The organism is Pandoraea eparura, assembly GCF_902459725.1.
In the GTDB taxonomy this organism is placed as follows: Bacteria; Pseudomonadota; Gammaproteobacteria; order Burkholderiales; family Burkholderiaceae; genus Pandoraea; species Pandoraea eparura.
The window spans coordinates 161,440-186,356 of record NZ_CABPSH010000007.1 but is presented as its reverse complement, the minus strand read 5'-3'; the positions used below and the strand labels follow the sequence as shown (position 1 = coordinate 186,356).

At 58.5% G+C, this 24,917-nt stretch carries 18 protein-coding genes, 1 tRNA gene and 1 pseudogene; 3 read left to right on the top strand and 17 right to left on the bottom strand.

All coding sequences use genetic code 11. The features are described from left to right. Window positions 1-228 precede the first annotated feature (228 nt). Entirely contained in the window at window positions 229-1,161 is a 933-nt protein-coding gene (locus PEP31012_RS15620) for a LysR family transcriptional regulator (RefSeq protein ID WP_150590247.1), read from the top strand. A 25-nt stretch (window positions 1,162-1,186) separates the two neighbouring features. On the opposite strand, the gene PEP31012_RS15615 is transcribed toward PEP31012_RS15620, so the two are convergent. From PEP31012_RS15615 to PEP31012_RS15595, 5 genes and pseudogenes are all read right to left on the bottom strand, one after another. Beyond that, on the bottom strand, window positions 1,187-1,543 hold the full coding sequence (locus tag PEP31012_RS15615; RefSeq protein WP_150590246.1) for a cytochrome C oxidase subunit IV family protein: 357 nt from the start codon (window positions 1,541-1,543) through the stop codon (window positions 1,187-1,189). Between the two features lie 8 nt (window positions 1,544-1,551). Next, complete coding sequence (locus PEP31012_RS15610; RefSeq protein WP_150590245.1) at window positions 1,552-2,244, bottom strand: heme-copper oxidase subunit III family protein; 693 nt, start codon at window positions 2,242-2,244, stop codon at window positions 1,552-1,554. 19 nt (window positions 2,245-2,263) lie between these two features. Then, on the bottom strand, window positions 2,264-2,899 hold the full coding sequence (locus PEP31012_RS15605) for a cytochrome c oxidase subunit 3 (RefSeq protein WP_150590244.1): 636 nt from the start codon (window positions 2,897-2,899) through the stop codon (window positions 2,264-2,266). Beyond that, window positions 2,896-4,743, bottom strand: a complete 1,848-nt coding sequence (ctaD, locus tag PEP31012_RS15600; protein WP_150590243.1) for a cytochrome c oxidase subunit I — start codon at window positions 4,741-4,743, stop codon at window positions 2,896-2,898. The genes PEP31012_RS15605 and ctaD overlap by 4 nt, the downstream gene beginning before the upstream one ends. Window positions 4,744-5,263: 520 nt before the next feature. After that, window positions 5,264-6,385: pseudogene (locus PEP31012_RS15595) on the bottom strand (cytochrome c oxidase subunit II); the annotation flags it as partial. 227 nt (window positions 6,386-6,612) lie between these two features. Here PEP31012_RS15595 and PEP31012_RS15590 point away from each other — a divergent pair. Beyond that, window positions 6,613-8,541, top strand: coding sequence for an acyltransferase family protein (locus tag PEP31012_RS15590; protein ID WP_150590241.1), 1,929 nt, complete (start codon window positions 6,613-6,615; stop codon window positions 8,539-8,541). A 52-nt stretch (window positions 8,542-8,593) separates the two neighbouring features. Here PEP31012_RS15590 and PEP31012_RS15585 read toward each other — a convergent pair whose 3' ends face one another. From PEP31012_RS15585 to PEP31012_RS15530, 12 genes are all read right to left on the bottom strand, one after another. Next, entirely contained in the window at window positions 8,594-10,534 is a 1,941-nt protein-coding gene (locus PEP31012_RS15585) for a polysaccharide biosynthesis protein (protein ID WP_217427140.1), read from the bottom strand. Between the two features lie 81 nt (window positions 10,535-10,615). Beyond that, the gene (locus PEP31012_RS15580) at window positions 10,616-11,641 is read right to left on the bottom strand and encodes an MraY family glycosyltransferase (RefSeq protein WP_150590240.1); all 1,026 of its coding nucleotides are present in this window, start codon (window positions 11,639-11,641) and stop codon (window positions 10,616-10,618) included. After that, window positions 11,638-12,888: a glycosyltransferase family 4 protein gene (locus PEP31012_RS15575; RefSeq protein WP_150590239.1), complete on the bottom strand. Its 1,251-nt coding sequence runs from the start codon at window positions 12,886-12,888 to the stop codon at window positions 11,638-11,640. The genes PEP31012_RS15580 and PEP31012_RS15575 overlap by 4 nt, the downstream gene beginning before the upstream one ends. Continuing rightward, on the bottom strand, window positions 12,885-13,991 hold the full coding sequence (locus PEP31012_RS15570) for a glycosyltransferase family 4 protein (RefSeq protein ID WP_217427139.1): 1,107 nt from the start codon (window positions 13,989-13,991) through the stop codon (window positions 12,885-12,887). The genes PEP31012_RS15575 and PEP31012_RS15570 overlap by 4 nt, the downstream gene beginning before the upstream one ends. Before the next feature lie 14 nt (window positions 13,992-14,005). Then, on the bottom strand, window positions 14,006-15,835 hold the full coding sequence (gene asnB, locus PEP31012_RS15565; protein ID WP_150590237.1) for an asparagine synthase (glutamine-hydrolyzing): 1,830 nt from the start codon (window positions 15,833-15,835) through the stop codon (window positions 14,006-14,008). Further along, window positions 15,835-17,319, bottom strand: a complete 1,485-nt coding sequence (locus tag PEP31012_RS15560) for a hypothetical protein (RefSeq protein ID WP_150590236.1) — start codon at window positions 17,317-17,319, stop codon at window positions 15,835-15,837. Before PEP31012_RS15560 ends, asnB begins: the two co-directional genes overlap by 1 nt. Next, window positions 17,316-18,584: a lipopolysaccharide biosynthesis protein gene (locus PEP31012_RS15555; protein ID WP_150590235.1), complete on the bottom strand. Its 1,269-nt coding sequence runs from the start codon at window positions 18,582-18,584 to the stop codon at window positions 17,316-17,318. The genes PEP31012_RS15560 and PEP31012_RS15555 overlap by 4 nt, the downstream gene beginning before the upstream one ends. Window positions 18,585-18,684: 100 nt before the next feature. Beyond that, window positions 18,685-19,785 carry a DegT/DnrJ/EryC1/StrS family aminotransferase gene (locus tag PEP31012_RS15550; RefSeq protein WP_150590272.1) on the bottom strand — a complete coding sequence of 367 codons (1,101 nt, stop codon included), beginning with the start codon at window positions 19,783-19,785 and terminating at the stop codon, window positions 18,685-18,687. An 8-nt stretch (window positions 19,786-19,793) separates the two neighbouring features. Then, window positions 19,794-20,354: an acyltransferase gene (locus tag PEP31012_RS15545; protein ID WP_150590234.1), complete on the bottom strand. Its 561-nt coding sequence runs from the start codon at window positions 20,352-20,354 to the stop codon at window positions 19,794-19,796. A 1-nt stretch (window position 20,355) separates the two neighbouring features. Next, window positions 20,356-21,417, bottom strand: a complete 1,062-nt coding sequence (locus tag PEP31012_RS15540) for a Gfo/Idh/MocA family protein (protein WP_150590233.1) — start codon at window positions 21,415-21,417, stop codon at window positions 20,356-20,358. A 2-nt stretch (window positions 21,418-21,419) separates the two neighbouring features. Then, window positions 21,420-22,724, bottom strand: coding sequence for a nucleotide sugar dehydrogenase (locus tag PEP31012_RS15535; RefSeq protein WP_150590232.1), 1,305 nt, complete (start codon window positions 22,722-22,724; stop codon window positions 21,420-21,422). A gap of 400 nt (window positions 22,725-23,124) precedes the next feature. After that, a tRNA-Ala gene (locus tag PEP31012_RS15530) sits at window positions 23,125-23,200 on the bottom strand. A gap of 419 nt (window positions 23,201-23,619) precedes the next feature. Between PEP31012_RS15530 and PEP31012_RS15525 the strand changes: the two genes are divergently transcribed. Beyond that, on the top strand, window positions 23,620-24,915 hold the full coding sequence (locus PEP31012_RS15525; RefSeq protein WP_150590231.1) for an O-antigen ligase family protein: 1,296 nt from the start codon (window positions 23,620-23,622) through the stop codon (window positions 24,913-24,915). Window positions 24,916-24,917 lie beyond the last annotated feature (2 nt).

Here is a 24,917-nt window from a genome sequence, read left to right as displayed (position 1 = left end):
CGTCGAGCACGGCGGGATGGTTCATGACAGCTCCTGCATTGGGGGGGATGCAACGGTGGCATCGGATGGCTGAAGCATAGAAAGAAAAAAAAATTGTCGCTAACGAGTTTTTCTACGCGCTACCGTATAGAATTTCTTAACAACGTCACGGGTTTTCCCGAGGTTCGTTGCTTTTTTCTTCCTCGATCCGAGATCAAATTTTGGGCACGCTCCCGGCCCACGAGTCCCATGAACACGCGATTTCTCGAAACGTTCGTCACGCTGGCCAAGCTGCGCAACTTCCGTGCAACGGCCGCGGCGCTGCACGCCACGCCGGCGGCGATCTCCCAGCGGCTCAAGGCGCTCGAGGAGGAGTTGAAGACAGTGCTGGTCGATCGCGACAGCCGCGAATTTCGTCTCACGCCCAACGGCGAATACCTGCTGGGCTATGCCAAGGCAGTGGTGGAGGCGGCACGACGTCTACAGACAGCGGCATCGGGCGAAAGCACCTTGCGCGGACGGTTGCGTCTCGGCGTGATCGAGACCGTGGTGCATAGCTGGCTGCCGCACTATCTGCGCCGCTTGGCGGCCGACTATCCCTCGCTGGAAGTCGAGTTGACGGTCGACGTCTCGGTACAGTTGCAGCGGCGCCTGATCGCGGACGAACTCGATCTCATCATCCGCGTGGAGGGCAGCGACGACAGCAGCGTGGTGTGCGATGCGCTCGCCAACTATCCGGTGCACTGGATCGCGCGCACGGGCATGTTCCCGAACACGCGCAGCGGGCTCGCGAAGCAGGTGCTGCAGCATCCGATCCTGACCTACGGGCGCGGCACGGCGCCGCACCGGGCGCTGGAGGACATCGTGGCGAAACTGGCGGGCGTGCACGGCGTGCCGCTCTCGGAGACCCGCATCACCGGGTCGCCGTCGATTGCCGTGATCGTGCAGTTGGTGAGAGACGGCTTTGGTGTCGCGGCGATTCCGCGGCTGTTCGTCGACGATCTGATCGCGAGCGGTGAAGTCGCGGAGTTACCGTTGCAGCCGGCGCCGCCGTCCATCGTGGTGTCGATGTCACGACGCGCCGACGCCCCGCTCTTCGTGCATGGGGCGGCCACGGCCGCGCGCACCGCGTGCACCGAGTACTGCCGCAAGAGCGACCGGCGGCTGGTGGAATTGTTGTGAGGCACCGCGCCGTGGTATCGGCGCGCTACCGGAAATGCGCCAGCCGCGTGAGGAACGTGTAGTCCGCTTCCGCGGCCATCAGGACCATCAGCACCAGCAACGCGAGCGGCGGAATCAGGATCGCGTAGACGAGCGCGAGCCGCTCCCAGCGCATGTGCATGAACACGGCGACAATCAGGCCGGCCTTGGCCACCATCAGCGCGAGGATCAACCCCCAGCGCAGGTAGCCGTGCAGATCGGCGTAATCAACGAGATATGAGAACGTCGAGAGCACGAACAGAAGCCCCCACACCTTGAGATAGAGGCTGACCGAATGCTGTTGGCCCGAGTGCTCGCCGCTGGCGCCAGACGCTTGCTGTGCGGATGTCGCAGAGGATTCCATCGCTCCTCCTACCAAAGATAGAACAGCGCAAAGATGAACACCCAGACGAGATCGACGAAGTGCCAGTAAAGGCCTGCGATCTCGACGAGCTGGTAGTTGCCGCGTCGTTCGAGCGTACCGTTGAGCACCTTGCGCATTACCGTGAGCAGATAGATGACGCCCGCACTCACGTGCAGCCCGTGAAAGCCCGTGATCATGAAGAAGCACGCACCGAACTGCGCCGCGCCCATCGCATTGCCCCACGGCCGGATGCCTTCGTGCACGATCAGGTTGGTCCACTCGAACGCCTGCATGCCGACGAATGCCATGCCGAAATAGGCCGTAGCGAGAATGCAGGCGGCCGTCTTGTCGCGATCGCGCCGGTAGGCGTAGTTCACCGCCATCGCCATGGTGCCGCTGCTGGTGATGAGCGTGAACGTCATGATGGCGATGAGCAGCAGCGGCACCGGATGGCCGTTCACATTGAGCGCGAAGATCTCCGCCGGGTTTGGCCAGGGGGCGGTCGTCGAGATGCGCACCGTCATGTAACCGATGAGAAAGCTGCTGAACACGAACGTGTCCGAGAGCAGGAAGATCCACATCATCGCCTTGCCCCACGGCACGTGGAACGCGGCGCGATCTCCCGACCAATCGGTGACGACGCCGCGCCAACCGGCGGGCAGTTCGGTCGACGGGGATGGGGCAGGCGAAGACGGATTCACGATGTCGCTCCTCGACGCGTTATGGCCCGACGGCGGCAGTGCCGCACAGTCGCTGCACGATCTCCGGCGTGAGATTGACGATGGCCGCGAACAGCACGATCCATAGCAGAAACAGAAAGTGCCAGTACTGCGCGGTCAAAGACAGGCGTCGTGCGCGCGCGGCATGCGTGAGCCGATGCGACGCGAGACACGCCCACGCCACTCCGCCCCCGAGCAGATGTAGCGCATGCAACCCGGTGAGCAGGAAGAAGAAGCTGTTGGCAGGATTGCCGGCCACACCGAAGTGACGCAGCGTCAGGTCATGCCACACCCAAAGCTGCCCGATGACGAACGCGAGTGCGAGCCCGCCCGCCAGCGCCCAGTCGCGGCGTGAGCGGCGCAACTCACCGTGTCGCGCTTGCCAGGCCGACGACTGCATCACCAGGCATGCGGCGGCCAGCACCCCTGTGTTGATCCACAGCGCGTTGATCGACGGCAATGGACGCCAGTCGCCGAGACTCATGCGCATCACATACGCCGCGAGCATGAGCGCGAACAGCATGCCGATCACGCCCATGAGCCACCAGAGCGCGACCTGCGACGCCGCGCGACGCGGCGGTTGAGCGATGGGCGCGCCCCCGGGTGGCAGGGACGGCCAGGACGGCGCGGGCTTCATGGTGCGGCTCCCTTGGGTGATTTGGGCGACTTGGGCGGTGATGGTGGTGGCGTGTCGCGACGATGCAGCGCCGCCGAGTCGCCGTGCACGAGCGTGGCAGGACGTCGTGGATCGGGGGCGAGATTCTGCGGGACGACGTCGTCGATGTCGCCCGGCACGCTGTATTCGTAAGGCCAGCGATAGACCACGGGCGGCGTCGGGCCCCAGTTGCCGTGTACGGGTGGCACGTCGGGCGTCTGCCATTCGAGCGACGCCGCACGCCACGGATTTGCGCCGGCCGGCTTGCCGTGCCGCAGGCTCCAGGCGAGGTTGAACAGGAACAGCAATTGCCCGGCGGCGACGACGAACGCCGCCACCGAGATGTAGGCGTTCATCGTGTGTGCCGACTCGGGGATGAAACTGTAGTCCTTGAACTCGTAGTAGCGGCGCGGCATGCCGAGTATGCCGAGGTAGTGCATCGGGAAGAAGATCGCGTAGGTGCCGAGGAACGTGATCCAGAAATGCCATTGGCCGAGGCGGTCGTTCATCCGTCTGCCGGTGATGAGCGGATACCAGTGGTAGATGCCGCCGAAAATCACGAGCAGCGGCGACACACCCATCACCATGTGGAAGTGTGCGACCACGAAGTAGGTGTTCGACAATGGCATGTCGACGCTGACGTTGCCGAGGAAGAGTCCGGTGAGGCCGCCGATCACGAAGGTGCTGATGAAGCCGATGGCGAACAGCATCGGCACGGTCAGATGGATGTCGCCGCGCCACAGCGTGAGCACCCAGTTGTAGACCTTGATCGCGGTGGGGATGGCGATGATGAGGGTGGTCGTGGCGAAGAAGAATCCGAAGTACGGATTCATGCCGCTGATGAACATGTGGTGCGCCCAGACGACGACCGAGAGCACGCCGATGGCGAGGATTGCCCAGACCATCATGCGGTAGCCGAAGATGTTCTTGCGCGCGTGCACGCTGATGAGATCGGAGACGATGCCGAATGCGGGCAGCGCGACGATGTACACCTCGGGGTGACCGAAGAACCAGAACAGGTGCTGAAACAGGAGCGGGCTGCCGCCGCGATAGTCGAGCGGTTGGCCCATCGACACGACGGCCGGCATGAAGAAGCTCGTGTGCAGGGTCTTGTCGAGCAGCATCATGACGGCGGAGACGAACAGTGCCGGGAAGGCCAGCAGCGCGAGCACCGTGGCCATCACGATGCCCCAGACCGTGAGCGGCATGCGCAGCAACGTCATGCCTTCGGCGCGGGCTTGCAGCACGGTGGTGACGTAATTGAGGCCGCCCATCGTGGCGGCGACGATGAAGATGGCCAGCGAGACGAGCATCAGCACGATGCCCCACTCGGTGCCGGGCGTGCCGGGGAGAATCGCTTGCGGGGGGTAGAGTGTCCAGCCGGCGCCGGTCGGGCCGCCGGGCACGAAGAAGCTCACCATCAGCACGATGACAGCGAGCAGGTAGACCCAGTAACTGAGCATGTTCAGGAACGGGAAGACCATGTCGCGCGCCCCGACCATCAGCGGGATGAGGTAGTTGCCGAAGCCACCGAGGAAGAGCGCCGTGAGCAGGTAGATCACCATGATCATGCCGTGCATGGTGACGTACTGGTAGTAGTGGTTGGCGTCGATGAAGGAGAACTTGCCCGGGAAGCCCAGTTGCATGCGCATGAGGTTCGAGAGGACGAGCCCGACGAGGCCGACCGCAATGGCCGTGCATGCGTATTGCACCGCAATGACCTTGTGGTCCTGACTCCAGACGTACTTCGTCCAGAAGCTGTGCGGGGCGCCGTGGTACCCACCGGCGTGGGCTGCACTGTCGGAACTGTCGGAGTCGCCGGTCATGACTTGTCTCCCTGAGGGTTTTGCGCTGATTTGTGTTGTTTAGTGTTGTGCTATCTCGTGTTGTGCAGCCTTGCTTCGTGGCGCTGACTTTGCGGTGCTTCTTCCGATGTTTCTGTAGTGATGCGTCTGCGAGGATGTGTCTACAAAGTGCGAGGCCGAGTTAAGGCACGGGGCGAATCATCGGCACGCGCGGCTGCGCGGGGCCCGACGGCGGATTGACGGGCTGTGCTGGCGGGATGGCAAGCGGCGGCGCCGTCGTATTCGGGTCGGTCTGCAACGGTAGTCCCGGCGCTTGCCCCGACCGGCGTGCCGGCTGAGACGGCGGCTGCGAGTCCGGGCTTGACGGACCGGATGGCGTCAGCGGCGCGTACTGCGCGGGCGGACGCGGTGTAAGCAGTGGGTTTTGAGCAAGTTGCACGGCGGGCTGCGCAGGAGCCGACTGGGCCGCCGCGCCCAAAGCTACCGGTTGGAGAGGCGCGGGCGCGACAGCGGCAGGCACAGGTGTTGCCGGCGGTGAATGGGCGGCCTCAGGAGGTTGCGCGGTACCCTGCGTCCGAATGTACGCGATGAGCGCCTTTAGCTCGTCGTCCGTGAGATCGAGCTTGGGCATGATTGGCGCGAAGCCCTTGGGCACGCGTGCAGTCGGATTGCGGATAAAGGTCGCCAGGTAGGCGTCGTCAACGTGCGCCGAGCTGCCATCCTGAAACGTCTGCGTCGTGCCGTACAGTCCTTTCCAGGTCGGCCCGACGCCGGGTGAGCCGTCTACCGTATGGCACGCGGCACAGCCCTTCGCTTGCGCCAGCAATTTGCCTTTGGCGGCAAGTGGGTCGGACGTGGCTGCCCCCGCATGTTGTGCTTGCAGTGCAGCAAAGGTGGGGAGTGTGGCGACCCAGGCGTCGTAGGCCGGCTTGTCGTCGACGACAACGACGCCGCGCATGTTGGCATGGCCGACGCCACAAAGTTGCGCACAGAGGATGTCGAAGCGCCCGGTCCGCGTGGGGGTGAGCCACATCTGGGTGACCATGCCCGGCACCATGTTCATGCGCGTGCGGAACGGCGGGACGTAGAAGTCATGAAGGACGTCTTTTGCGCGCAGCAGCAATTTCGCCGGCTGGCCCACGAGCAGATGCAGTTCGGGGGCATCGACGATACGGTTGTCCTGGTTCGCGGGATCCTTCGGATTCAGGCCGAGCGGGTTGTCGGCGGTGACATAGCTCGGGTCGGAACTGCCCAGCCGTCCGTCCGGGCCTGGCAGGCGGAAACGCCATTGCCACTGCTGGCCGACGACTTCGACGACATGGGCATTGGCGGGGGGATTGATTAGCTTGGCATAGACGAACAGGCCCGGCGCGAGCATGGCGGCTATGCCAATGGTCGTGATACCGATGAGCCAGGCTTCGAGACGCCGGTTATGCGGTTCGTAATCAGCGCGATGCCCGTCGCGGTGGCGGTAACGGTAGATCGCCCAGGCAACGAAGAGATTGACGGCGACAAAGGCCACGCCGGTGATGACCAGCGTGATCGTGAGGGTGTCGTCCATCTGGCGCCAGTTAGACGCCAGCGGCGTCTGCCACCACGGGCTCCAGAAGTGGAAGGCGAGCGCGGCGGCGACGATGACGATCAGGATGATGGGAACAGCCATGATTGGCGTGACCGATCAGTGTTCGCGCTTCACGGGCGTGGCGGGAAACGCGGGATGGCTCGTCATGGCGACCTCCTTGTCTCATTTTCGCCCCAGCCGTCTTTCTTGCTCGATGTCATTAAGGCTAGCTCGGCTTGCCGAAGTGTCAAGCTCACCGTGTCCCGGCCTCACAAAACGCGCTCCCGGATACGCTAGAATCCCAGGATTATTCCGTGCCGACCGACTCTATGTCCCAGTTTCCCAAGATGGCCTATCGGGCCGATATCGATGGCCTGCGCGCCATTGCCGTGCTCGGTGTCATCCTGTTCCACGTCAATCACCGCTGGCTGCCCGGCGGTTTTGTCGGCGTCGACATCTTCTTCGTCATCTCGGGATTTCTCATCACCGGCATTCTCGCCAATGAAATGGCGTGTGGCACGTTTTCATTTGCGCGGTTCTATTTGCGACGCGTACGGCGGATTTTGCCCGTTTTTATGACGGTGCTCGCGGCCACGCTGATCTTCGGGGCGGTTATTCTGTTGCCGCAGGACTTCGCGTCACTGCTGGCGTCGGTCCGTTACACGCTGCTCTTCGTGGCGAACTTCTATTTCGCGCGCGAGCGTGGCTACTTCGATCAGGCAGCCGACGAGTTGCCGCTGTTACATATGTGGTCGCTCGCCGTCGAGGAGCAATTCTATTTCGCCTGGCCGGTCATGTTGCTCGCGATATGGGCCATTGCGCGCGGGGTGCGCCGCGCTCCCGCCTTACCGTCGCGCGCCAGCGTCCTCTGGGCAACGCTGGCCCTGTTGGTGCTTGGCTTCGTCGTGAGTGAGTTCCTCGTGCGACGGGGCACTACACAAGGCTATTACTCGCTAGCGTCGCGTTTCGGTGAGTTGCTGGTCGGGGCGTTTACCGCGCTTGCGCCGAGAGACGTGAGGCGAGAACGGCGGGGCGTCATGGAGGTAATGGCGGGCGTCGGGCTGGGGATGATCGTTGCCGCCTACGTCGTCATCGATCGCCATACGCCGTATCCGGGCTGGCGAGCGTTGCTGCCGACCGTTGGTGCCGCGCTGGTGCTTCATGCGAATGTGCTTTCTGGAGCCCCCACGTTTGTGGGGCGTGCGCTTGGCAATGTCCGGTGGGTACGCGTGGGGCTGCTCTCGTATTCACTGTATCTGTGGCACTGGCCCGTTCTGGCATTCGCGCGCTATATCTGGGGCGAGTACGAGCTGCCCCTCAATTGGGTACTATCGGTGTTGGTCTTGACGGGGCTGCTGTCGTGGCTGTCGTACCGCTACGTGGAAATGCCCACCCGGCATCGATCAATGTCATTCGGCCGCGCGTTTGCCGTGTTTTATGCGGCACCAGGAGTGCTGTTGATGGCAGCATGCGTCATCACGCCGAAGTGGCTCGACACCAGCGCGCCTGCGATAGAACTCGCATCGTACGGCGAGGATGTATGCCACGGAACGTTCGACAAACAATGCATACGCGGTATGCGCGAGGCTACGCCGACGGTGCTCGTGACTGGCGATTCGCACGCGGCGTCGCTCAATGCGTTCATCGACGCAGTGGGCGCGCATGAGGGATGGGCGGCGCAGGTGCTAAGCGCAAGCTCCTGCTCCCCCGTGTTCGGTTACGACGAGAACACGTTGCCGGACTTCGCAAGGCAACCGTGTGCCGCGCTCAAGCGGTACGTGCAGGCGAACTATGAGAAATTCGATGCGATCGTGCTGGTGTCTTACTGGGCGTTCCAGCTCAACATGATCGACCTGAAAGCCGATCCGGACTATCTGGAAAAGCTCGGGAACACCTTGAGGACCATGGCGCGTGTGCGTCCCGTTTATGTCGTTTCCGACGTTCCCCGGCTACCGGTGTCTTCGTTTCGCCTGGCCCATTTCGAGCATCTCGGGCTGCGGCTGCATCGACCATCGGCCGCGCAAACGGCGGCGGCAAATGCCATCGTCGAGCGTCTGGCGAAGTCAATCGACAACGTGCACTGGGTAGACCTGTCGCCGGAACTTGCGAAATTCGAGCAGGGAGGACTCTATCGAGACCGCCCGGCTTATCTAGATGATCAGCACCTGAACATCTACGGCGCAAGTGCCCTGGGACAGTTGTGGATCGCCAACGACAAACGGTTGATCGTGACCTTCCCCCACATAAGCTCGCAGTGACAGCAAAACACCGCCGAAGCAAGTGCTCCCAGACCCGTAGCACACTACCGAATCAGAATTGATTTGCTGCAATCGCCCTTCTGTCATAGCCTGGCGCCCGCTCTCCCGTATCCATTCGCAGCGCGATGTTCATCAGTAAGGCCCGGACTCCCTCAGCGTCGCGCGCGTCGATGCCGCGTTGCAGCTGACCTAATACCGCCTCCATCTGTTCCGACGTCAAGCACGGTTCATCAGCCCTCATGATTTTAGGATGAAGGGTTTCGCGGGCGTTTGCACTTGCGATCAGAAGCTCTTCATAAAGCTTCTCCCCGGGGCGCAAACCCGTCACAAGGATCTCGATATCTCCTTCGGGGTTATGTTCGTCTCGAACTGAATGTCCTGCAAGACGAATCATGTTGCGCGCAAGATCTGCAATTTTCACTGGCTCGCCCATGTCGAGCAGGAACACTTCACCACCCTTCGCCAAGCTGCCAGCCTGGATCACCAATTCTACGGCCTCATGAATTGACATGAAGTAGCGCGTCACATCTTCATGTGTTAACGTGATCGGACCACCCTGTGAAATCTGGTCCTTAAACAGCGGGATTACCGAACCACTCGAACCCAACACATTTCCAAAGCGCACTGCACAAAAACGCTGTCCGGTCGTGCCAACGATCGCACGGCGCGCAAAGTCCTGCACGATCAACTCCGCGCAACGCTTCGTCGCCCCCATGACATTGGTCGGGCGCACCGCCTTGTCCGTGGAAATCAATACGAAGGTTTCGACGCCCAGTCGAAACGCCGCATCTGCCACGGTAAAAGTGCCAATGACATTGTTCCGTGCGCCTTCGATGACATTCGCTTCGACCAACGGTACATGCTTGTGTGCGGCAGCATGATATATCGTCTGAATGCCCGACTCCCGAATCAGGGCATCGAGTAGCGGCGCATCTTCCGCCGAGCCCAGGCAAGGCGTCACGACACAGTCAGCTTGGGCGCTGATATGACGTTCCACTTGATAAAGGGCATGCTCGCTTGAATCGAGCAACACCAACGCAGCAGGAGCCAGGGCAACAATCTGACGGCAGAGTTCTGCTCCGATGGAACCACCTGCACCGGTTACGAGCACACGTTTGCCGGTTATACAATGGCCCATCAGCGTCCGGTCGGCCGCTACAGGATCCCGCCCGAGCAGGTCACTAATACTGACCTCACGAACCATATTAACCAGATGTCGGCCGCTAGCAATGTCGGCCACCGCCGGCAGAATACGCACGCGCACCGGAAACGTCTCCAGAAACGCTACGACCTCGCGCCGACGCGCATTTGACACATTCGGTAATGTGACAATTACGTCGCGGATATCAAACTGCTCAATCAGCTTCGGCAACGCGTCTGGCGGATATACGCGCAATCCCCCCACATCCGTACCGTGTAACCCCTTCGCGTCATCCAAAAAGCCAGCCGGGAACAGATCGCGACCTTGTCCTAGAGAGGCCGATAATTGACGGCCGGCGTCGCCTGCGCCATAGATCAGGACTTGGCGGCCGTTGAAACGTTCTCGCACGGGAACCCACAAAAGCCAGCGTGCGAGGAAACGGCTGCCGCCGATCATCAGCGTGCCCAGCATCCAGTACAACAATGGAACCGAACGCGGCATCCCTGCGTAACCGGTCATCTCGGTGAGGAAGGCAAGAGCTGCCCAAAGAACGGTCGAGAAGGTCACAGCACGTACGATGGCCCACAACGCGTACTCGCCCATGTAACGAATAACCGAACGATACATCCCACACTTTACAAATACGGGCAAAGCCAATAACGGCGCGACTAAAATCAAGAATAGTTGCCGGTGGTTAGGCACATACCATTGGCTTAAACGCAATGCGAAAGCCGCCCAGCCGGCGACCAATAGCAAGGCAATATCAAGCCCTATCATAATGGCTTGCTTAGTTGGGCGCGGCGCGCTCAAGAGACGGTGAATATGCGTCTTCCTGGTATTTCTCACACTCATGTCCTTCGAACAGTTCTCTTTGGTTTCGACATGCGATCCTTGCAGACCCGCGGGTCAATGGAACTCCGCATTACTACGGGTTCAGCGCCCCTGTAACTCCGGTGCACCTGCCTTATGAATTAGTGCCAAGCCTATCAACGGAGTATAGGTAACTAATACGGCGAGCGCTCCGTCAAGCCGTCCTGACGCAACGCACCAGGCCAGTGGCCCGCACCAACAAGCCGTAAGCAATCCACACACTATCGTTACCGCGCGATGCCCAGCATATATGCGCGATGCGTATTGATATGCATGACTCCTGTGCGCAACGTGCGGGCGCAGGCCCCGCAGCAGGCGTCTCACAAGTGTGACGGTGGCGTCCACCACGAACACACCAGGGATAATCAGCATCACCCAAAACAACGCAGGTGCAATCCTGGCAGCCAGGATTGGGGCGATACCGAATATGAAACCAAGAAAACCACTACCCGCGTCGCCCATGAAGATTTTTGCAGGCGGCCAGTTCCATTTCAAAAACCCAACAGCCGCAGCCGCCACCGCAAACAACCAAAATGCCTCATGTCGCATTCCGGCAAACGCCACTATGAGAAGACCACCAATAGCGCCGGAAAGCGCAGCTTCAACACCAGCCAAGCCGTCGATGCCGTCCATGAAATTGAAAAGGTTAAGCATCCAGACCACTATGAATACGGCGAGGACATGCCCAATCCATCCTAGCGGCAATAAGTATCCAAAAACCACGACCTCAGGCAATCCCCCCGCCAGCCATACTGCAGCCGTTGCTGCCGCAAAATGGCCAAGCAAACGCCATCCAGCCGGAACATGGCCGAGATCGTCGAGAAAGCCCAGCGCTGCAACAAAGCCACCACAAACGCCAAAGATCAATGCAAGCGAGACGCTAGTCGATCCGAGCCACGGCAACGTCAGCGCTAGTCCACCCATAGCGGCAACGATTCCAACACCGCCGCCACGCGGAGTTGAAATCGTGTGCGAGCTGCGTTCGTTTGGTACGTCGAGCAGTTGCCGCGAAAGTGCATAGCGCCGCATTGCAGCCGTGACACCTAGCGAAATCAGGCATGCCGCGATAATCGCCACGATGGGTATCATTCGATTCCCCTCTCAAGCGTATCGAGTATTTGCTGCGCTTGACGCGCTGCGTCCTGATGAACCGCACACCAGTTGTGTCCTCTATCTCCGAGTGCGGCCAGCTCATCCGCCGATAGCCGCATCAGCCACTTGATGCCGTCCGCAACAGCCACGACGTCCTCGGCAGGGCATGACACGCCGCAACCCGAGGCCTCAACCCCGTTGCCTGGATCACCTACGGCGTACACGACCGGCTTACTAGCCATCATGTAATCGTTCAACTTGGTGAAACTTGCGCCATATTGATATAGGGGCGATGCAAGTGCGCCGGCGTACGCAACATCGACATGCTCAAGAAAATCGGGAACCTGATCACGCCGCACTGGAATTAGCCAATGCAATCGATTCTGGATCCCAAGCCTTTCGGCATTGGATTGAAGTGCCCCCCGTTCGGGTCCTTCGCCTACGATCACGAGGTGAACATTCGAACTGAGCATCGCAAGGGCCTCTACGGCTACATGCAGCGCATTGGCAAGGCCGACCGCGCCTGCGTATCCAATCAGGAACGCACCGCTCGCCCGCAGCTGCGACAGGTACTCCCTATGTTGCGCCGGCAGCTGCTCACACCCTAGCTCGTCGACCATCACTCCATTGCCCATAGGTAGAAAACGTCCTTTGCGCAAACCACGTGACATCAAATATGCCTCAGCATTGCGCGGCACAGCTGTCACCAGATCCGCCGCACTGCACGCCGCGCGCTCGGCCGCGCCCACTAGGCGAATGAAGGGATGCCTGGATGACGTGCCGCCAAGCAGAGTCAACGTCAATGGCCACAGATCACGAATATCCAAGACCAACGGTGCCGCTGAGCGACGGGCGATCGCTCGCGTTGGATAGACGGCAAACGGCTGCGGCACCGAAAGCATCACAACATCATACGATTCGCGCAACACCGGGTGTCGGCCGTACATTCGAATCGTAAACCAGAACATGCTGAGGACTCGACCAAGCATGCTTTTGGGACTATAGGTCGGCGTGCGAAGCCAGAGATAACGGATACCGTCGATATGTTCCAACGCGTGCGCTCCCGGTACCACCGGCTGCTCGCGGCGCGTATGTGAATATGAGGCCGCCACTACCGTCACTTCGTGCCCAGCCTTGACCCACTCTCGCGCATGCACATAATTGCGGTACACCATCCCGTGGCGTGCGCCCCCAGCGTAATGCGATACGATTAGTATCCGTTTCCGTTGCGACAGCGCGCTCATGCTGCACTTACCCTGCGATCCGGCGCAACGTCTCGATACAGGCTGATGAGGCGAACGGCCTCGTTGGCCCAGTTGAAATGCTGCTCAACCGCACGGCGGCCGTTTAAGCCGTACGCTTTTGCGATGTCGGGACGATTCAGCAGCGACACGACAGCCTGCGCGATCGCCTCCGGCGAATCAGGCGGGACACATACGCCGCAGCCAGAACCGTCAACAATCGAGCGCCACAAGGGAAAATCAGATGCGATAACTGGAATTCCACTCGCCATGTACTCGAACATTTTCACGGGCAATGCGTCTTTGTAACTGGGCACTGGCTTGAGCACAACCAATCCCGCGACGGACTCTGCAAGCACTTGACTAATGCGCGCCCGTCCCACATAGCCATGGAATCGAACTTTGCGCCATCCCGGCAACGCTTGCAACTCGGCTGCGAACGACGCATCCGAGAAATCACCGCATAGCGCCAACTCTGCGTCGGGCACCTTATCGATGGCCTCTACCAGTTCGCGCAGTCCGCGCACGGGAGCCAAACCGCCGACATAGCACACCTGTCTTCGCGGCATGACTCCAGGTGCCGATGGGACCAACTCCTCCAGACGCGGGAAGTTGCACACCGCAATGGCATACGCACCTGCACGCTCAAATCGGTCGCGAATATGCGGCGTCGCGGCGACCACAGCGCTCATGCGACATGCGATGAAATTCTCGATAACCTCGAAAAAAAAAGCTGTCAGCTTTCGCAGGCGGAGCGGAATCCATACCTTTGTCATGATGTCACGCGGCAAATCCTCATGAACGTCATAGACAACCCGAGCTCCCCGCATACGGAACAACCATGCCCACGGCAGTAACTCTGGATCGTGAAAGTGATAGACATCCGCGCGCAAGTCGCTGGCTGCACGAAAAACACGCGAAGTTGTACCGAGCATGCGGGCCAGTCGGCCGCCGCGAGCACCGGCAACACCATGGACATGCACGCCGTCGCAGATTTTCGATTCGGTCTTTGCCGCGACAAGATGAACTTCATAGCCCGCCGCCGCAAGCGACTTCGCTTGCTTATGGAAGATCCGCGTATCGTCCCAAGGATGGGCCGACGTCAAATGGCAAACCCGTGTCATACGCTTACGCCGAATGCGTCCTCCCAAAGGGCCACGCTATATAGGCGCCAGCGTGAGCGAAGATCCATACCGGCGAATGCCGCTTCAAGTTTGGTTGGTTCACACAGGCGGGCCAACAGAGGAGAGCGCTTGATAGCGTCAAGCATGTGCGGCGCATGCCGAGGCAGCCATAGATCCTCCGGAGCCTCGAAACCAAACTTGTTCTTGCGCCATGCCACTGATTCGGGCAAACGATCCGCCATTCCTCGCCGAAGAACCCATTTCGACCACCCTCCACGAATCTTGTGTTCAGCGCGGATCGACAAAGCAGCCTCGACAGCCCTATAGTCCAGGAACGGTAGCCGCGTTTCGATGCTGTGCGCCATCGAATTCTTATCCTCATAGCGCAGCAGGATTGGAAGGTTCGTCGTCGTCATTTCAAGCGATTGCAGTTTGAATTCGTCCAAACAAGCTTTCGCATATTCTGTCAGATGTGCCGGCTGCGACGGCAGCTTGCGCACATAACCGTGGCGCCAGCGGTAGAACGCGTAGCGCGCGGGTGCAGACAATCCTCCAACAATAAACTTGGCCATGTTGACGAAGCCGAGCTTGGCGTTATTGCGCCGCGCTTGAGTGACGGCACGCCAAGCGGCCAGGGGGCCGCGCTCTCGCCACACTGTAGCAACGTGAGCCGCATAGTATTTCTCGTAGCCAAGCAGCGTTTCATCGCCACCCTGGCCGTCGAGCAGCACCGTAAGTCCATGCGCCCGAGCGGCCCTCATAACAAACCATTGCATATTGATTGACGGCCCCGCATACGGCTCCTCCTGGGCTTTAACAACCTCCGGCAATGTCGCGACAAAATCCTCGTACGTAGGACGTAGCGAAACCCATTCAAGGTCCGCACGCTCGACAACATCTTTCGCGAAGGCGGATTCGTCCGATCTCGCCGATTCGCTGACCGCTGTGATGCCAACGAAACGATCGGCGGCGCCATTAGACTTGTAACGAGTCGCCGCGAGCGTCGCCACACTTGAGCTATCCAGGCCACCACTCAAGCAGGTGCCAACGGGAACATCGGAGCGCAACCGCAGTTTCACGGCATCGTCGAGTAATGAAGTGTATTCGCGCGACGCCTCCTCAGCTGACTTTGCTTGCCACTCGGGCCGCTTCGGAATCGTGTAGTACCGCTCTATCACATAGTCATCTGTCGCGAGATCGTAAGTCAGGTTGCATCCCGCAGGAAGCTTGCGCACGCCCAGAAAAAACGTGTCCTCGTCGTGATCAGAAAAACTCGTAACAATGAAATCAAGGACTACGCGCTCGTTGGCCCGGGGCTTGGCATCGCCGATCAATTGCCTGATCTCTGAGCCAAACATAAAGGCACGATCATCCTCGACATAATAGAATGGCTTTACGCCAAAACGGTCCCGGGAACAGAACACCTTACGCCGTGCACGGTCGAGGATGGCAAACGCCCACATCCCGTTGAATCGGTTCACGCAATCCGCCCCCCAAGCCTGGTATGCAGCAAGAATGACTTCGCTGTCAGAAGTGGAGTGAAAACGAAAACCCAAGGACATCAATTCTTCACGTAGCTCGACATAGTTGTATACCTCGCCGTTGTACGTCAGAACAAAGGCGTCGTCCATCGAATGCATCGGCTGCTTCCCTTCGTCGCTCAAATCGAGAATGGCCAAACGCCGATGGCCAAACGCCACCTTACCAAAACTCTCCGCCGCGCCGCCGTCCGGGCCTCGGTGAAAAACGCTTGCGAGCATTTGCTCGAGCCGCACCAGATCCGCGTCGCCATGCGTCCGACTAATGATGCCTGCGATGCCACACATTATTCGTTTACCTCGATTACGTTGGTTTTTGGTGCCTGACGGAATAACATCGCCAACAGCACCATCAGAAGCCAACCACCAGAAAGAATCGCCGTATGAAGTGCGGACGAGCTCAGCGTCAATACAAACGGTGCATTGAGCACTATAAATAGCGGCAATCCCACTTCGGCAAGCAACCCGGCGACCACACCAAGCACCGTCACTGCCAACATACCCGCGAGAACCACCCCGAGGATGCCGAAGTTCGCATAGTCTTCCGCGAAATGTGCGGCGTTTAGCGTCCCAACGATGCCTTGGTTTACAAGATCTGGGTTTGTTAATTCATACATGCGTACGGTGTTATTAATGAACTGGCATGACCGCAGGCGAGCAACGAAACGGTAGCCGCAGCCCATTTCGTAGGAAAAGGTCGATGGGAACGCATCAAACCACTGTGACACGACCCGCCCCGGCACCAGAAATATTCGATCCCCCATCGCTGCCACGACCGGCCACGCTCGCCATGTCGTTCCCCCGATGCGCTCAGCTTCCCTCTTATCGGCATGCCGAGGCTGCTTTCTAATTCCCGAGTATGTATGTCCGGCGTCGGGACTTGGATTCATGAGTTCAACTAGGATATCGGATGGCGATCCTTCCAAGTAGGGTGCTCGGACTACCAATATCGCCGCAATCATCACAATCGTCATGGCGCCTGTGGGGTACTGCTGAATTCCAAAAATCGGCGATATTCCTGATCGACGAAAACCGAATATCGCAGCGTCGATCACAATCAGCATCAGCAGACCGCGAAGCGAGATCCAATCCATCAACCACGGCGGAATGTTAAAACTTAAACTATTGGTTACTATCACCAAGTACGCCGTTGAACCGACGGCAAGCGCAGCAATGAACGCGGAACGGATATAACGGCGTTGGGCGATTAGATAGAGGATGTACGGCGTGAGAACGAACCACACATAGCTTTTTTGCAGCAAACTTACTCCGTACACCAATCCCAAGAGCATTGCTGCGGCACATAACCAAGCGCGGCGTGTCGCCGCTCCGTACACGACGAGAAACGGCAAGACGGCCTTGATAAGCATCGCTGAGCCGTAGGCATAGAAAGCGCTACTGTGACTAGTAACCTCCTGCCGGATGCGCGCGTTCTCCAAATAATCGTCGCTTGAGAGCACCCTAAGTAGAGGTGACCCCCCCAGCGAGTGCAAATGCGCCCCAACAATTGCCATAGCAATCATCAGCAATGCCCATAGACACTTGCTTTGCAAGGATTCCGGCACGCTCCAGTGATCCACGGCATTGAAGCGCGATGCACCTATACCGCATCGCCAAAGGCAGCCGCTAGCGATCAATACGCCAACGAGGTGCGCCGCAAAGAGGGGGAGATGCCGCCCCCCGGCTTCGACGAAAACTCCGAGCCAGACCCAAGCAGCAACAGCAGCGTACAACGCCAATAGCATCCTGAATCGCGTCTGAAAACTGGTCATGCCCGTTGCTCCTCGCCGACCATTTGAACGCTCCTTGCAATCAATCCCGCGTAAATCAGATAGAGCATCGTTTCAACAATGGCGTAGCCGAAAATAAATCTGTCAAAATCCAATCCGGGCAGCGCAACTAGTCCGACGATCGACGCGAAGTATGCCCCCTGCCAAATAGCAACCCATCCCAGCCGTCGCAACGCGGGCAAGGTTGTTGACAGTCCCGAAACCACAAAACGCAGGCAAAATGGGATAGCCAGCACGCTGGCAAGATGCCCCGCGCCCCCCCACTTCGCACCGAATACCAGCGAAAATGCACTGGGGCCGAGAAAACCGAGAAATAGAGCCGAAGGAATAGCAATAGCGGCAAGCGCAATGCCGGCACTACGTATTGCCGTTCCCACGCTTCCCCCTCGATGGTGGAGATCGGACACGTGGCGAAGCAATACTTGGCCGACTCCCGCTGAAATCAACGAAAGCGGCGCGGCAACCGCTTGACGGACAAGCGCGAATTGACCCGCATCAACAACGGAGAAGCGTGTTGAAATCGCAAATAGGGGAAGCAACAAACTAACCGCATCGAGAATGGCAGGCAACGCTCCAAGTACGGGAAAGTCACGGAATTGTCGCACCACGCTAATACATCGTTTCCACGTAGGACGCCCAGCAGGGAATCCTACACGTTGACTCAGCGTAAAACTAAATATACTGCACACCAACACCGCCAAGCAAAAGGCCGTCATCATGCCGCCAAGCGGAGCGCCTTGCCAACCAAGAATCAATGAACTTGCCACAAATACGACGGCTTGCGCCAGTTTGACGAGCGACACACCGTTCAATGCGCCCGCACGCAGCATCCAATAGCTATTGAGCTGCGTAAAGGCCATGCCGAACCCCACGGTTGGCACCAAGTACCAAGCAGAGCCGAGAGCATCGAGTCCCGCGCGCCGCAGCAACTCCGGCACACAAATCGCCGCGGACACCAAAAGAAGCACGACGGCTGCGATAACATAAAGGGCGACGAACCACAGGACGGATGCGTCTTCCCGCGTTTTCGCTACGGAAACCGCGACATCGAATCGCAGCGCGGAAACCCCCCCCAACAGTCCAGCGGCAGAAAATAGCAGCGCATACAACGCAAATGCGTGTGCATCGAACAGCCGAGTCAAAACAGGCATCGCCAAGAACGGAATTGCTTGCGCAATTGCGTTCCCGGTCACCAGCACTACGGCCCCTTTCAACACCGCCCCCCGATCTTTCCTGAGGAAATTCATTCGCACCTTTACCTCTTAACATCTAACAATGGGCGATTTCGGAGATGAGCGATGATACGAGGGAACATCACACCTAGTGGGCGCAGCACACACTGCAGCGTCACACCAAGGCATCCGCAACTTTCGAAACGATCATGCGCTGTATCTCAACGTCGAGATATGGGTGCATTGGCAGACTGAATACGCGCGAAGCGGCAGTCTCGGAATGCTTGAGCGCCCCGACGATACGGCATGAATCCTTGTACGCCGGCTGGAAGTGCAACGGCACCGGGTAATGCACGGCCGTCGGCACCCCGAGCGTCTTCAGGCGTTCGAGCACCGCTTCACGATTGTCGGCTTGGACGGTGAACTGCCCCCAAACTGACGTACGGTCTGCACCAATCTGCGGTGCGTCGACACCATGGATGGTTGCGAGCATGTCAATGTAACGATCGCCCGCTTCGATTCGCCGCGCGATTTCCCAATCGAAACGCTCGAGCTTGCCGAGCACCACCGCGCACTGAATGGTGTCCATACGGCCACCAACACCAACTCGCGTATGGTAGTAGCGACGCTCCTGGCCGTGCACGCGGATTTCACGGATCGCCTTTGCCAGCGCATCATCATTTGTAAACACGGCACCGCCATCACCATAGCAACCTAATGGTTTGCTCGGGAAAAAGCTGGTGCAACCGATCGTCGACAAATTGCAGCTCTTACGCCCCTTGTACTCAGCGCCAAAGCTTTGCGCAGCATCTTCAATCACCGGCAAATGGCCGTGACGCGCCGCTACCGCATTAATTTCGTCCATATCAGCCACCTGTCCGTACAGCGACACCGGCATGATGGCTCGCGTCTTATCGGTAATGGCGGCTTCGATCAGTTTGGGGTCGAGGTTGCAGGTCACCGGATCGACGTCGACAAACACAGGCGTCGCCCCCAGCAACACAATGACCTCGGCCGTAGCGGCAAACGTGAAAGACGACGTGATCACTTCGTCGCCAGCCTTGATGCCTAACGCCATCAGGGCAATCAACAGCGCCTCGGTACCCGAGGCCACAGTGATGCAATGCTTCGCGCCCGTGAACGTTTCGAGCTGCTGCTCCAATTCACGAACCTCGGGCCCCATAATGTACTGCCCGTGATCGAGCACACGCTGGATGCGTGAATCGATGGACGTCTTCAGTTCAGCATACTGCGACTTAAGATCGATAAATGGGATAGATAGTGTCATTGTGCACTGCAAGAAGTTGCGTCAATTTTGTAATTCGCACCGCACGAGCAACGTACATCGCCTTGTCCCTTGAGCTGGACGCCGCACTTGCACATCCAGCCCTGGCGCTTTGCCGGAACGCCGAGCATCAGCGCATGTGGTGCAACGTCGCGATTGACGACGGCACCCGCACCGACGAAAGCATATTCGCCAACCGTCACACCGCAGACGATCGTCGCATTCGCACCCAACGTCGCACCGCGCTTAATCAGCGTGCGTCGATACTCATCTTTGCGAATAATCGCTGAACGCGGATTGTAGACGTTTGTAAACACCATACTGGGGCCACAAAACACATCGTCCTCAAGATGCACCGCATCATAGACGGAAACGTTGTTCTGGATTTTCACGTTGTTGCCGATAACAACGTCGTTACCCACGAAAACGTTCTGCCCCAGCGAGCATTTCTCCCCGATGCGCGCGCCGCTGCAGACATGCACCCAATGCCAGACGCGACTGCCGTCGCCAATCTGCGCCCCCTCGTCGACGATGGCCGTCGAATGAATCGTTGCCGTCATATCAATAGTCCAGCGGAAGTGCGACACGCTTTCCATCTCTTGCCGAAAGATAGGCAGCAATCAGAACTTCGAGAGATTTGAGGCCTTCGCGACCGTCGGTCTCCGGCTCGGCTTCGCCGCGCATCACCTTGATGACGTTGTCGTAGTAAAGCGGGTGGCCGAAACCGTATACCGACGTCGTTTCGTAACTTGCACCTTGCACCTTGTCATCATCTGGGTGCGGCTCTGCAAACTGCCATTGCTGAATCTCATTGACAGCCACGCCTCCGACGCGAACCGTCCCTTTCTCGCCGATGATGGTGATGCTTCCTTCGAGATTTCTAGGGTACGTCAGCATGGTCACATTCATCGAGCCAAGGGCACCCGATCGCCACTTGACGCCAATTACGCCAGTGTCTTCGACTTCAATGTCGCGCGCCAACGTCCCCATATAGGACTGCAGGCTTTCAATAGGTCCAATCAGCCAGTCCAGCAAGTCGACATAATGGCTGGCCTGATTCATAAACGCGCCGCCATCGAATTCCCACGTACCTCGCCAAGCAGCATTGTCGTAGTAATCTTGCGGACGCGTCCAGAACACGTTGATATTGACCATGTAGATACGACCGAAGCGCTTCGCTTCAACCGCACGCTTGAGCAACTGCAACGTCGCGTTTCTGCGGTTCTGTTTGACCACGAACAACCGAACGTTCGCATCGTCACAAGCCTTTACCATGCGAAGGCCGTCGTGCCAACGGGTAGCCATCGGCTTTTCGGTCATCACATGTCGGCCGGCCGCCGCGACTTCGATCGCCTGCTCAGGATGCAAGCCACTCGGCGTGGTCAGCACAGCGACGTCGAAATCTGCGTTGGCGAGAAGTTCACGCAAATTGCCGTACGGCTGCGCGCCGGTCTGCTCGGCGGCGGCCTTCAGCGCCGCCGGATCAACGTCACAAACGGCAACGAGTTCAGCGCGATCGGCATGCTCTCGAAGGGCGGCAATATGATTTTTAGCAATGCGGCCACAGCCGACGATGGCGAAACGGATCTTACGATCGGTGATAGGAGCCGGGTAGTTACGCATGTTCACGCCTTGACAATATGGGAAGCCGGCTCAAGATAACGGCCACGCGAATCTACGATGACCTGTGCATGCGCCTTGATCAGTTCATAGTCAAACTTATCGTGGTCGGTGGCCAGCAGCACACAGTCGAAAGATTTGAGTGTCTCCGCAGACAGGGGGACGCTGAAAAGATCGAACTGATGCTCGCGCATTTTCGGGAAGACGGGAATGTGCGGGTCGCTGTATGAAACCTTCGCTCCCAAATCGCGCAAACGCTCCATCATCATTACACACGGCGATTCGCGCATGTCGTCGACGTTTTTCTTGTACGCGATACCCAGAACCAGCACTCGGCTGCCATTGATGGATTTTTGGTGTCCATTCAGAGCCCCGACCATCTTCTGAATCACATAATCGGGCATCGATGAATTGACTTCACCCGCCAACTCGATAAAGCGCGTGTGAACACCGTACTCTCGCGCCTTCCACGTCAGGTAGAACGGATCGATCGGGATGCAATGACCGCCCAAACCCGGCCCCGGGTAATATGGGACAAAACCGAATGGCTTGGTCGCGGCTGCGCGAATCACTTCGTGAATATCAATGCCCATCTTATCGGCAACGATTTTCATTTCGTTAACCAATCCGATATTCACGGCGCGGTGAATATTCTCAAGCAGTTTAGTCAATTCCGCAGCGCGCGTGGAACTTACCGGAACAACTTTGTCGATGACTTGGCCATACAACGCCAACCCAACTTCCAAGCAGTCTTTCGTGTAACCGCCGCAAACTTTCGGGATTGAGCGGGTCGTGAAATTCGGATTGCCTGGATCTTCGCGCTCAGGCGAGAACACGAGAAACACGTCCTTGCCCGCCTCGAGTCCGCGCGACTCAACGCGCGGCAGCAATTCTTCGTCCGTAGTGCCAGGATACGTTGTGCTTTCAAGCGAAAGGACCTGACCACGCCGAAGATGTGGCACCAGCGAATCCGTCGTATTCAACACGAAGCTAAGGTCTGGCTCACGGTATTTGTTTAACGGCGTGGGGACGCACAGAATCAGGGCATCCGCCTCGGAGGCACGAGCGAAATCGGTAGTCGCTTCGAACCCGCTCTCCACCGCCCGCCCAATGGCGTCGCTGCTGATGTGCTCGATATAGCTTTTGCCGTCGCGCAACGCCCGAACTTTCGCCTCATCTACGTCAAAGCCGATAACACGGTAGCCGACCTCCGAGTATCGCAGCATAAGCGGCAAACCGACGTAACCCAGCCCCACAATACCGATAGTCGCGGTCTTCGCGTCCAGCTTTCGAATAAGTTCTGACTTCACCGCTTAATGCTCCTTACTTAACAAAACGCCGAATTCGTGAGTATTTTTATTGGGACGACTGCTTGACAAGGCTACCCGGACACTGCTTCCGCTCACCCGTTTAGCGAGATCGAGATGATACCAAGCTCTGGCCCGTCAAACGGGCAAATCTTCCAACGCCTTACTTTTCATACAAATAGACGACCGAACCCCTGACGCAAAATAGCGACATTGCGGTCGGCCGACCTCATAACAGAATTGCTGTTCGGGGAATAAGTCGCTAATGAAGGATCCAGGCGAATCGATATGACAACTGCCGGGAACCCATAACGATGCGCCCTGTCGGAATTTAAGTCGCCGAAGAGTGACATCAGGGCACAGTGAAATGATCGACCAATCATGGCCGATTTATAGTATGCAGTGGTGGAGCGGAGGAGGATCGAACTCCCGACCTTCGCATTGCGAACGCGACGCTCTCCCAGCTGAGCTACCGCCCCCCAAAACGCTTGCGATTATAGCCCATCAGGCCGTGACCAGGCCCTGTCCTCCGAAGAAATCGTCGTATCGACGCGACATATGCAACATAACGGTTTGCTCGACCGCTAACCGGCAGAAGCCGCCTTTTCACTTGTTGCAACGACTGTTACGTATTTATTACATTTAACCAGGCTACCCCTACCTGAAACGAGGGGGCGCGAGTCCCACCCACCGGGCGGATACGCCCAAAATTCGCAGCAAAACCTCAGCTTCGCTCCTCGGCCTTAGCGTGCTGTCCGCTCGGAATGACATATCGAATGGCGTATTATTACGCACCTAACGGCAAGTGACCCGCCCCCGAATCAGCACTTCCCTGCGCATCGGCCGCTGCGGTCGTGGTGCCTGTGTTGGATCCGTAAGCAAATTTCAGTCCATACGTATGCCGAATGTCAACAGCAGCGCCGCCCCCGCAATGCATCCCTTACACCGGGTGCCCAACCTGCTGATCGCCGCATTCCCTGCGGCATCATTGGCAATCCCCCGCGCTGCCAATACCCTCATAATCGTAGCATCCCTCATCGCCCTATGCCTGTGCTTTCAGCGGGCCTATCGCGATGCCGTCATGTTAAGTATTCGGGAAACGAGTGTTCGCACGTTCTGTTACGCCATGGCGGCGCCAATCGCCGCCATTTTGCTCGTCGAGGTGTGGCACGACCAGCTTGTCGCCAGCACGCTTGACTCTGCGTCTCGCTTTCTTATGGCAATCCCGATTTTTCTAATTTTACGCACGAGGCGTCTTGAGATCGCGCCCTGGACAGGACTGTCGTTCGCAGTCGGTGGAATCAGTGCCGCGGCAGTCACCGTTGTCGCACCATACGATTGGGGTGGCGGCCGTATCGGCAGCACTTTCCTGAATCCGATCCATTTTGGCGACATCGCGACGATTCTGTTTGTGCTCTCCCTAATGTCGATTCACTGGCTCGCACGTGACAACCGCCCAATACTTGGACTTAAAATTCTAGGCGCGGCATGTGCCGGCTACGCCTCGCTGGCGGGTGGGTCGCGCGGCGGGTGGGTCGCGCTTCCACTAATCGCCCTTGTGCTGATCGGTGTCGGTATGCACAAGCGCCCATGGGTGACCAAATTTGCCGCCCTCATCGCAGCCATCATCTTCATCTCGCTTCCGATGAAATACGCGCCAATCGTAATGTCGCGCTTTGACGAAATCGGCACCGAACTTAGTGCCATGAAGCACGGAGACGACGACACCTCGGTGGGTGTTCGACTTAAACTGTATCAGGCAGGCGTCATGCTTTTCACGGAACACCCATGGGTCGGACTGGGCGCGAATGGCTATAAACATGCCATGGCACCATTGGCGCAGGAAGACATTCTGACCCCGCATGCGGCACAACTAGGAAGGGGCGAAACGCACAACCAGATCATCGCGTATGCCGTCGACTATGGCATCCTCGGATTGTTCGCCTCACTCGGGCTATATCTCGTGCCATGGCTCATGTTCTGGCGCCACCGCCATGCCTCGGCACCCGTCGATCGGCGCACCGCGCTCATGGGACTGATATTCGTCTTAAGCTTCTTCGTATTCGGACTGACCGTCGATACGTTTACGCTAAAACTGACCGCATCGGTCTACGCCGGCATACTAGCGGTATTAGCCGGGCTCGCACCCGCGCGGGTCACCGAAAATATCCCGATCTCCGCGCGACCGAACTGAGC

What these genes read in the sequence shown, in the direction of transcription:
- PEP31012_RS15620 (WP_150590247.1), top strand. Translation starts at nt 229, where the DNA reads ATGAACACGCGATTTCTCGAAACGTTCGTCACGCTGGCCAAGCTGCGC.
- PEP31012_RS15615 (WP_150590246.1), bottom strand. Translation starts at nt 1,543, where the DNA reads ATGGAATCCTCTGCGACATCCGCACAGCAAGCGTCTGGCGCCAGCGGC.
- PEP31012_RS15605 (WP_150590244.1), bottom strand. Translation starts at nt 2,899, where the DNA reads ATGAAGCCCGCGCCGTCCTGGCCGTCCCTGCCACCCGGGGGCGCGCCC.
- ctaD (WP_150590243.1), bottom strand. Translation starts at nt 4,743, where the DNA reads ATGACCGGCGACTCCGACAGTTCCGACAGTGCAGCCCACGCCGGTGGG.
- PEP31012_RS15590 (WP_150590241.1), top strand. Translation starts at nt 6,613, where the DNA reads ATGTCCCAGTTTCCCAAGATGGCCTATCGGGCCGATATCGATGGCCTG.
- PEP31012_RS15585 (WP_217427140.1), bottom strand. Translation starts at nt 10,534, where the DNA reads ATGAGTGTGAGAAATACCAGGAAGACGCATATTCACCGTCTCTTGAGC.
- PEP31012_RS15580 (WP_150590240.1), bottom strand. Translation starts at nt 11,641, where the DNA reads ATGATACCCATCGTGGCGATTATCGCGGCATGCCTGATTTCGCTAGGT.
- PEP31012_RS15575 (WP_150590239.1), bottom strand. Translation starts at nt 12,888, where the DNA reads ATGAGCGCGCTGTCGCAACGGAAACGGATACTAATCGTATCGCATTAC.
- asnB (WP_150590237.1), bottom strand. Translation starts at nt 15,835, where the DNA reads ATGTGTGGCATCGCAGGCATCATTAGTCGGACGCATGGCGACGCGGAT.
- PEP31012_RS15560 (WP_150590236.1), bottom strand. Translation starts at nt 17,319, where the DNA reads ATGACCAGTTTTCAGACGCGATTCAGGATGCTATTGGCGTTGTACGCT.
- PEP31012_RS15555 (WP_150590235.1), bottom strand. Translation starts at nt 18,584, where the DNA reads ATGAATTTCCTCAGGAAAGATCGGGGGGCGGTGTTGAAAGGGGCCGTA.
- PEP31012_RS15545 (WP_150590234.1), bottom strand. Translation starts at nt 20,354, where the DNA reads ATGACGGCAACGATTCATTCGACGGCCATCGTCGACGAGGGGGCGCAG.
- PEP31012_RS15540 (WP_150590233.1), bottom strand. Translation starts at nt 21,417, where the DNA reads ATGCGTAACTACCCGGCTCCTATCACCGATCGTAAGATCCGTTTCGCC.
- PEP31012_RS15525 (WP_150590231.1), top strand. Translation starts at nt 23,620, where the DNA reads ATGCCGAATGTCAACAGCAGCGCCGCCCCCGCAATGCATCCCTTACAC.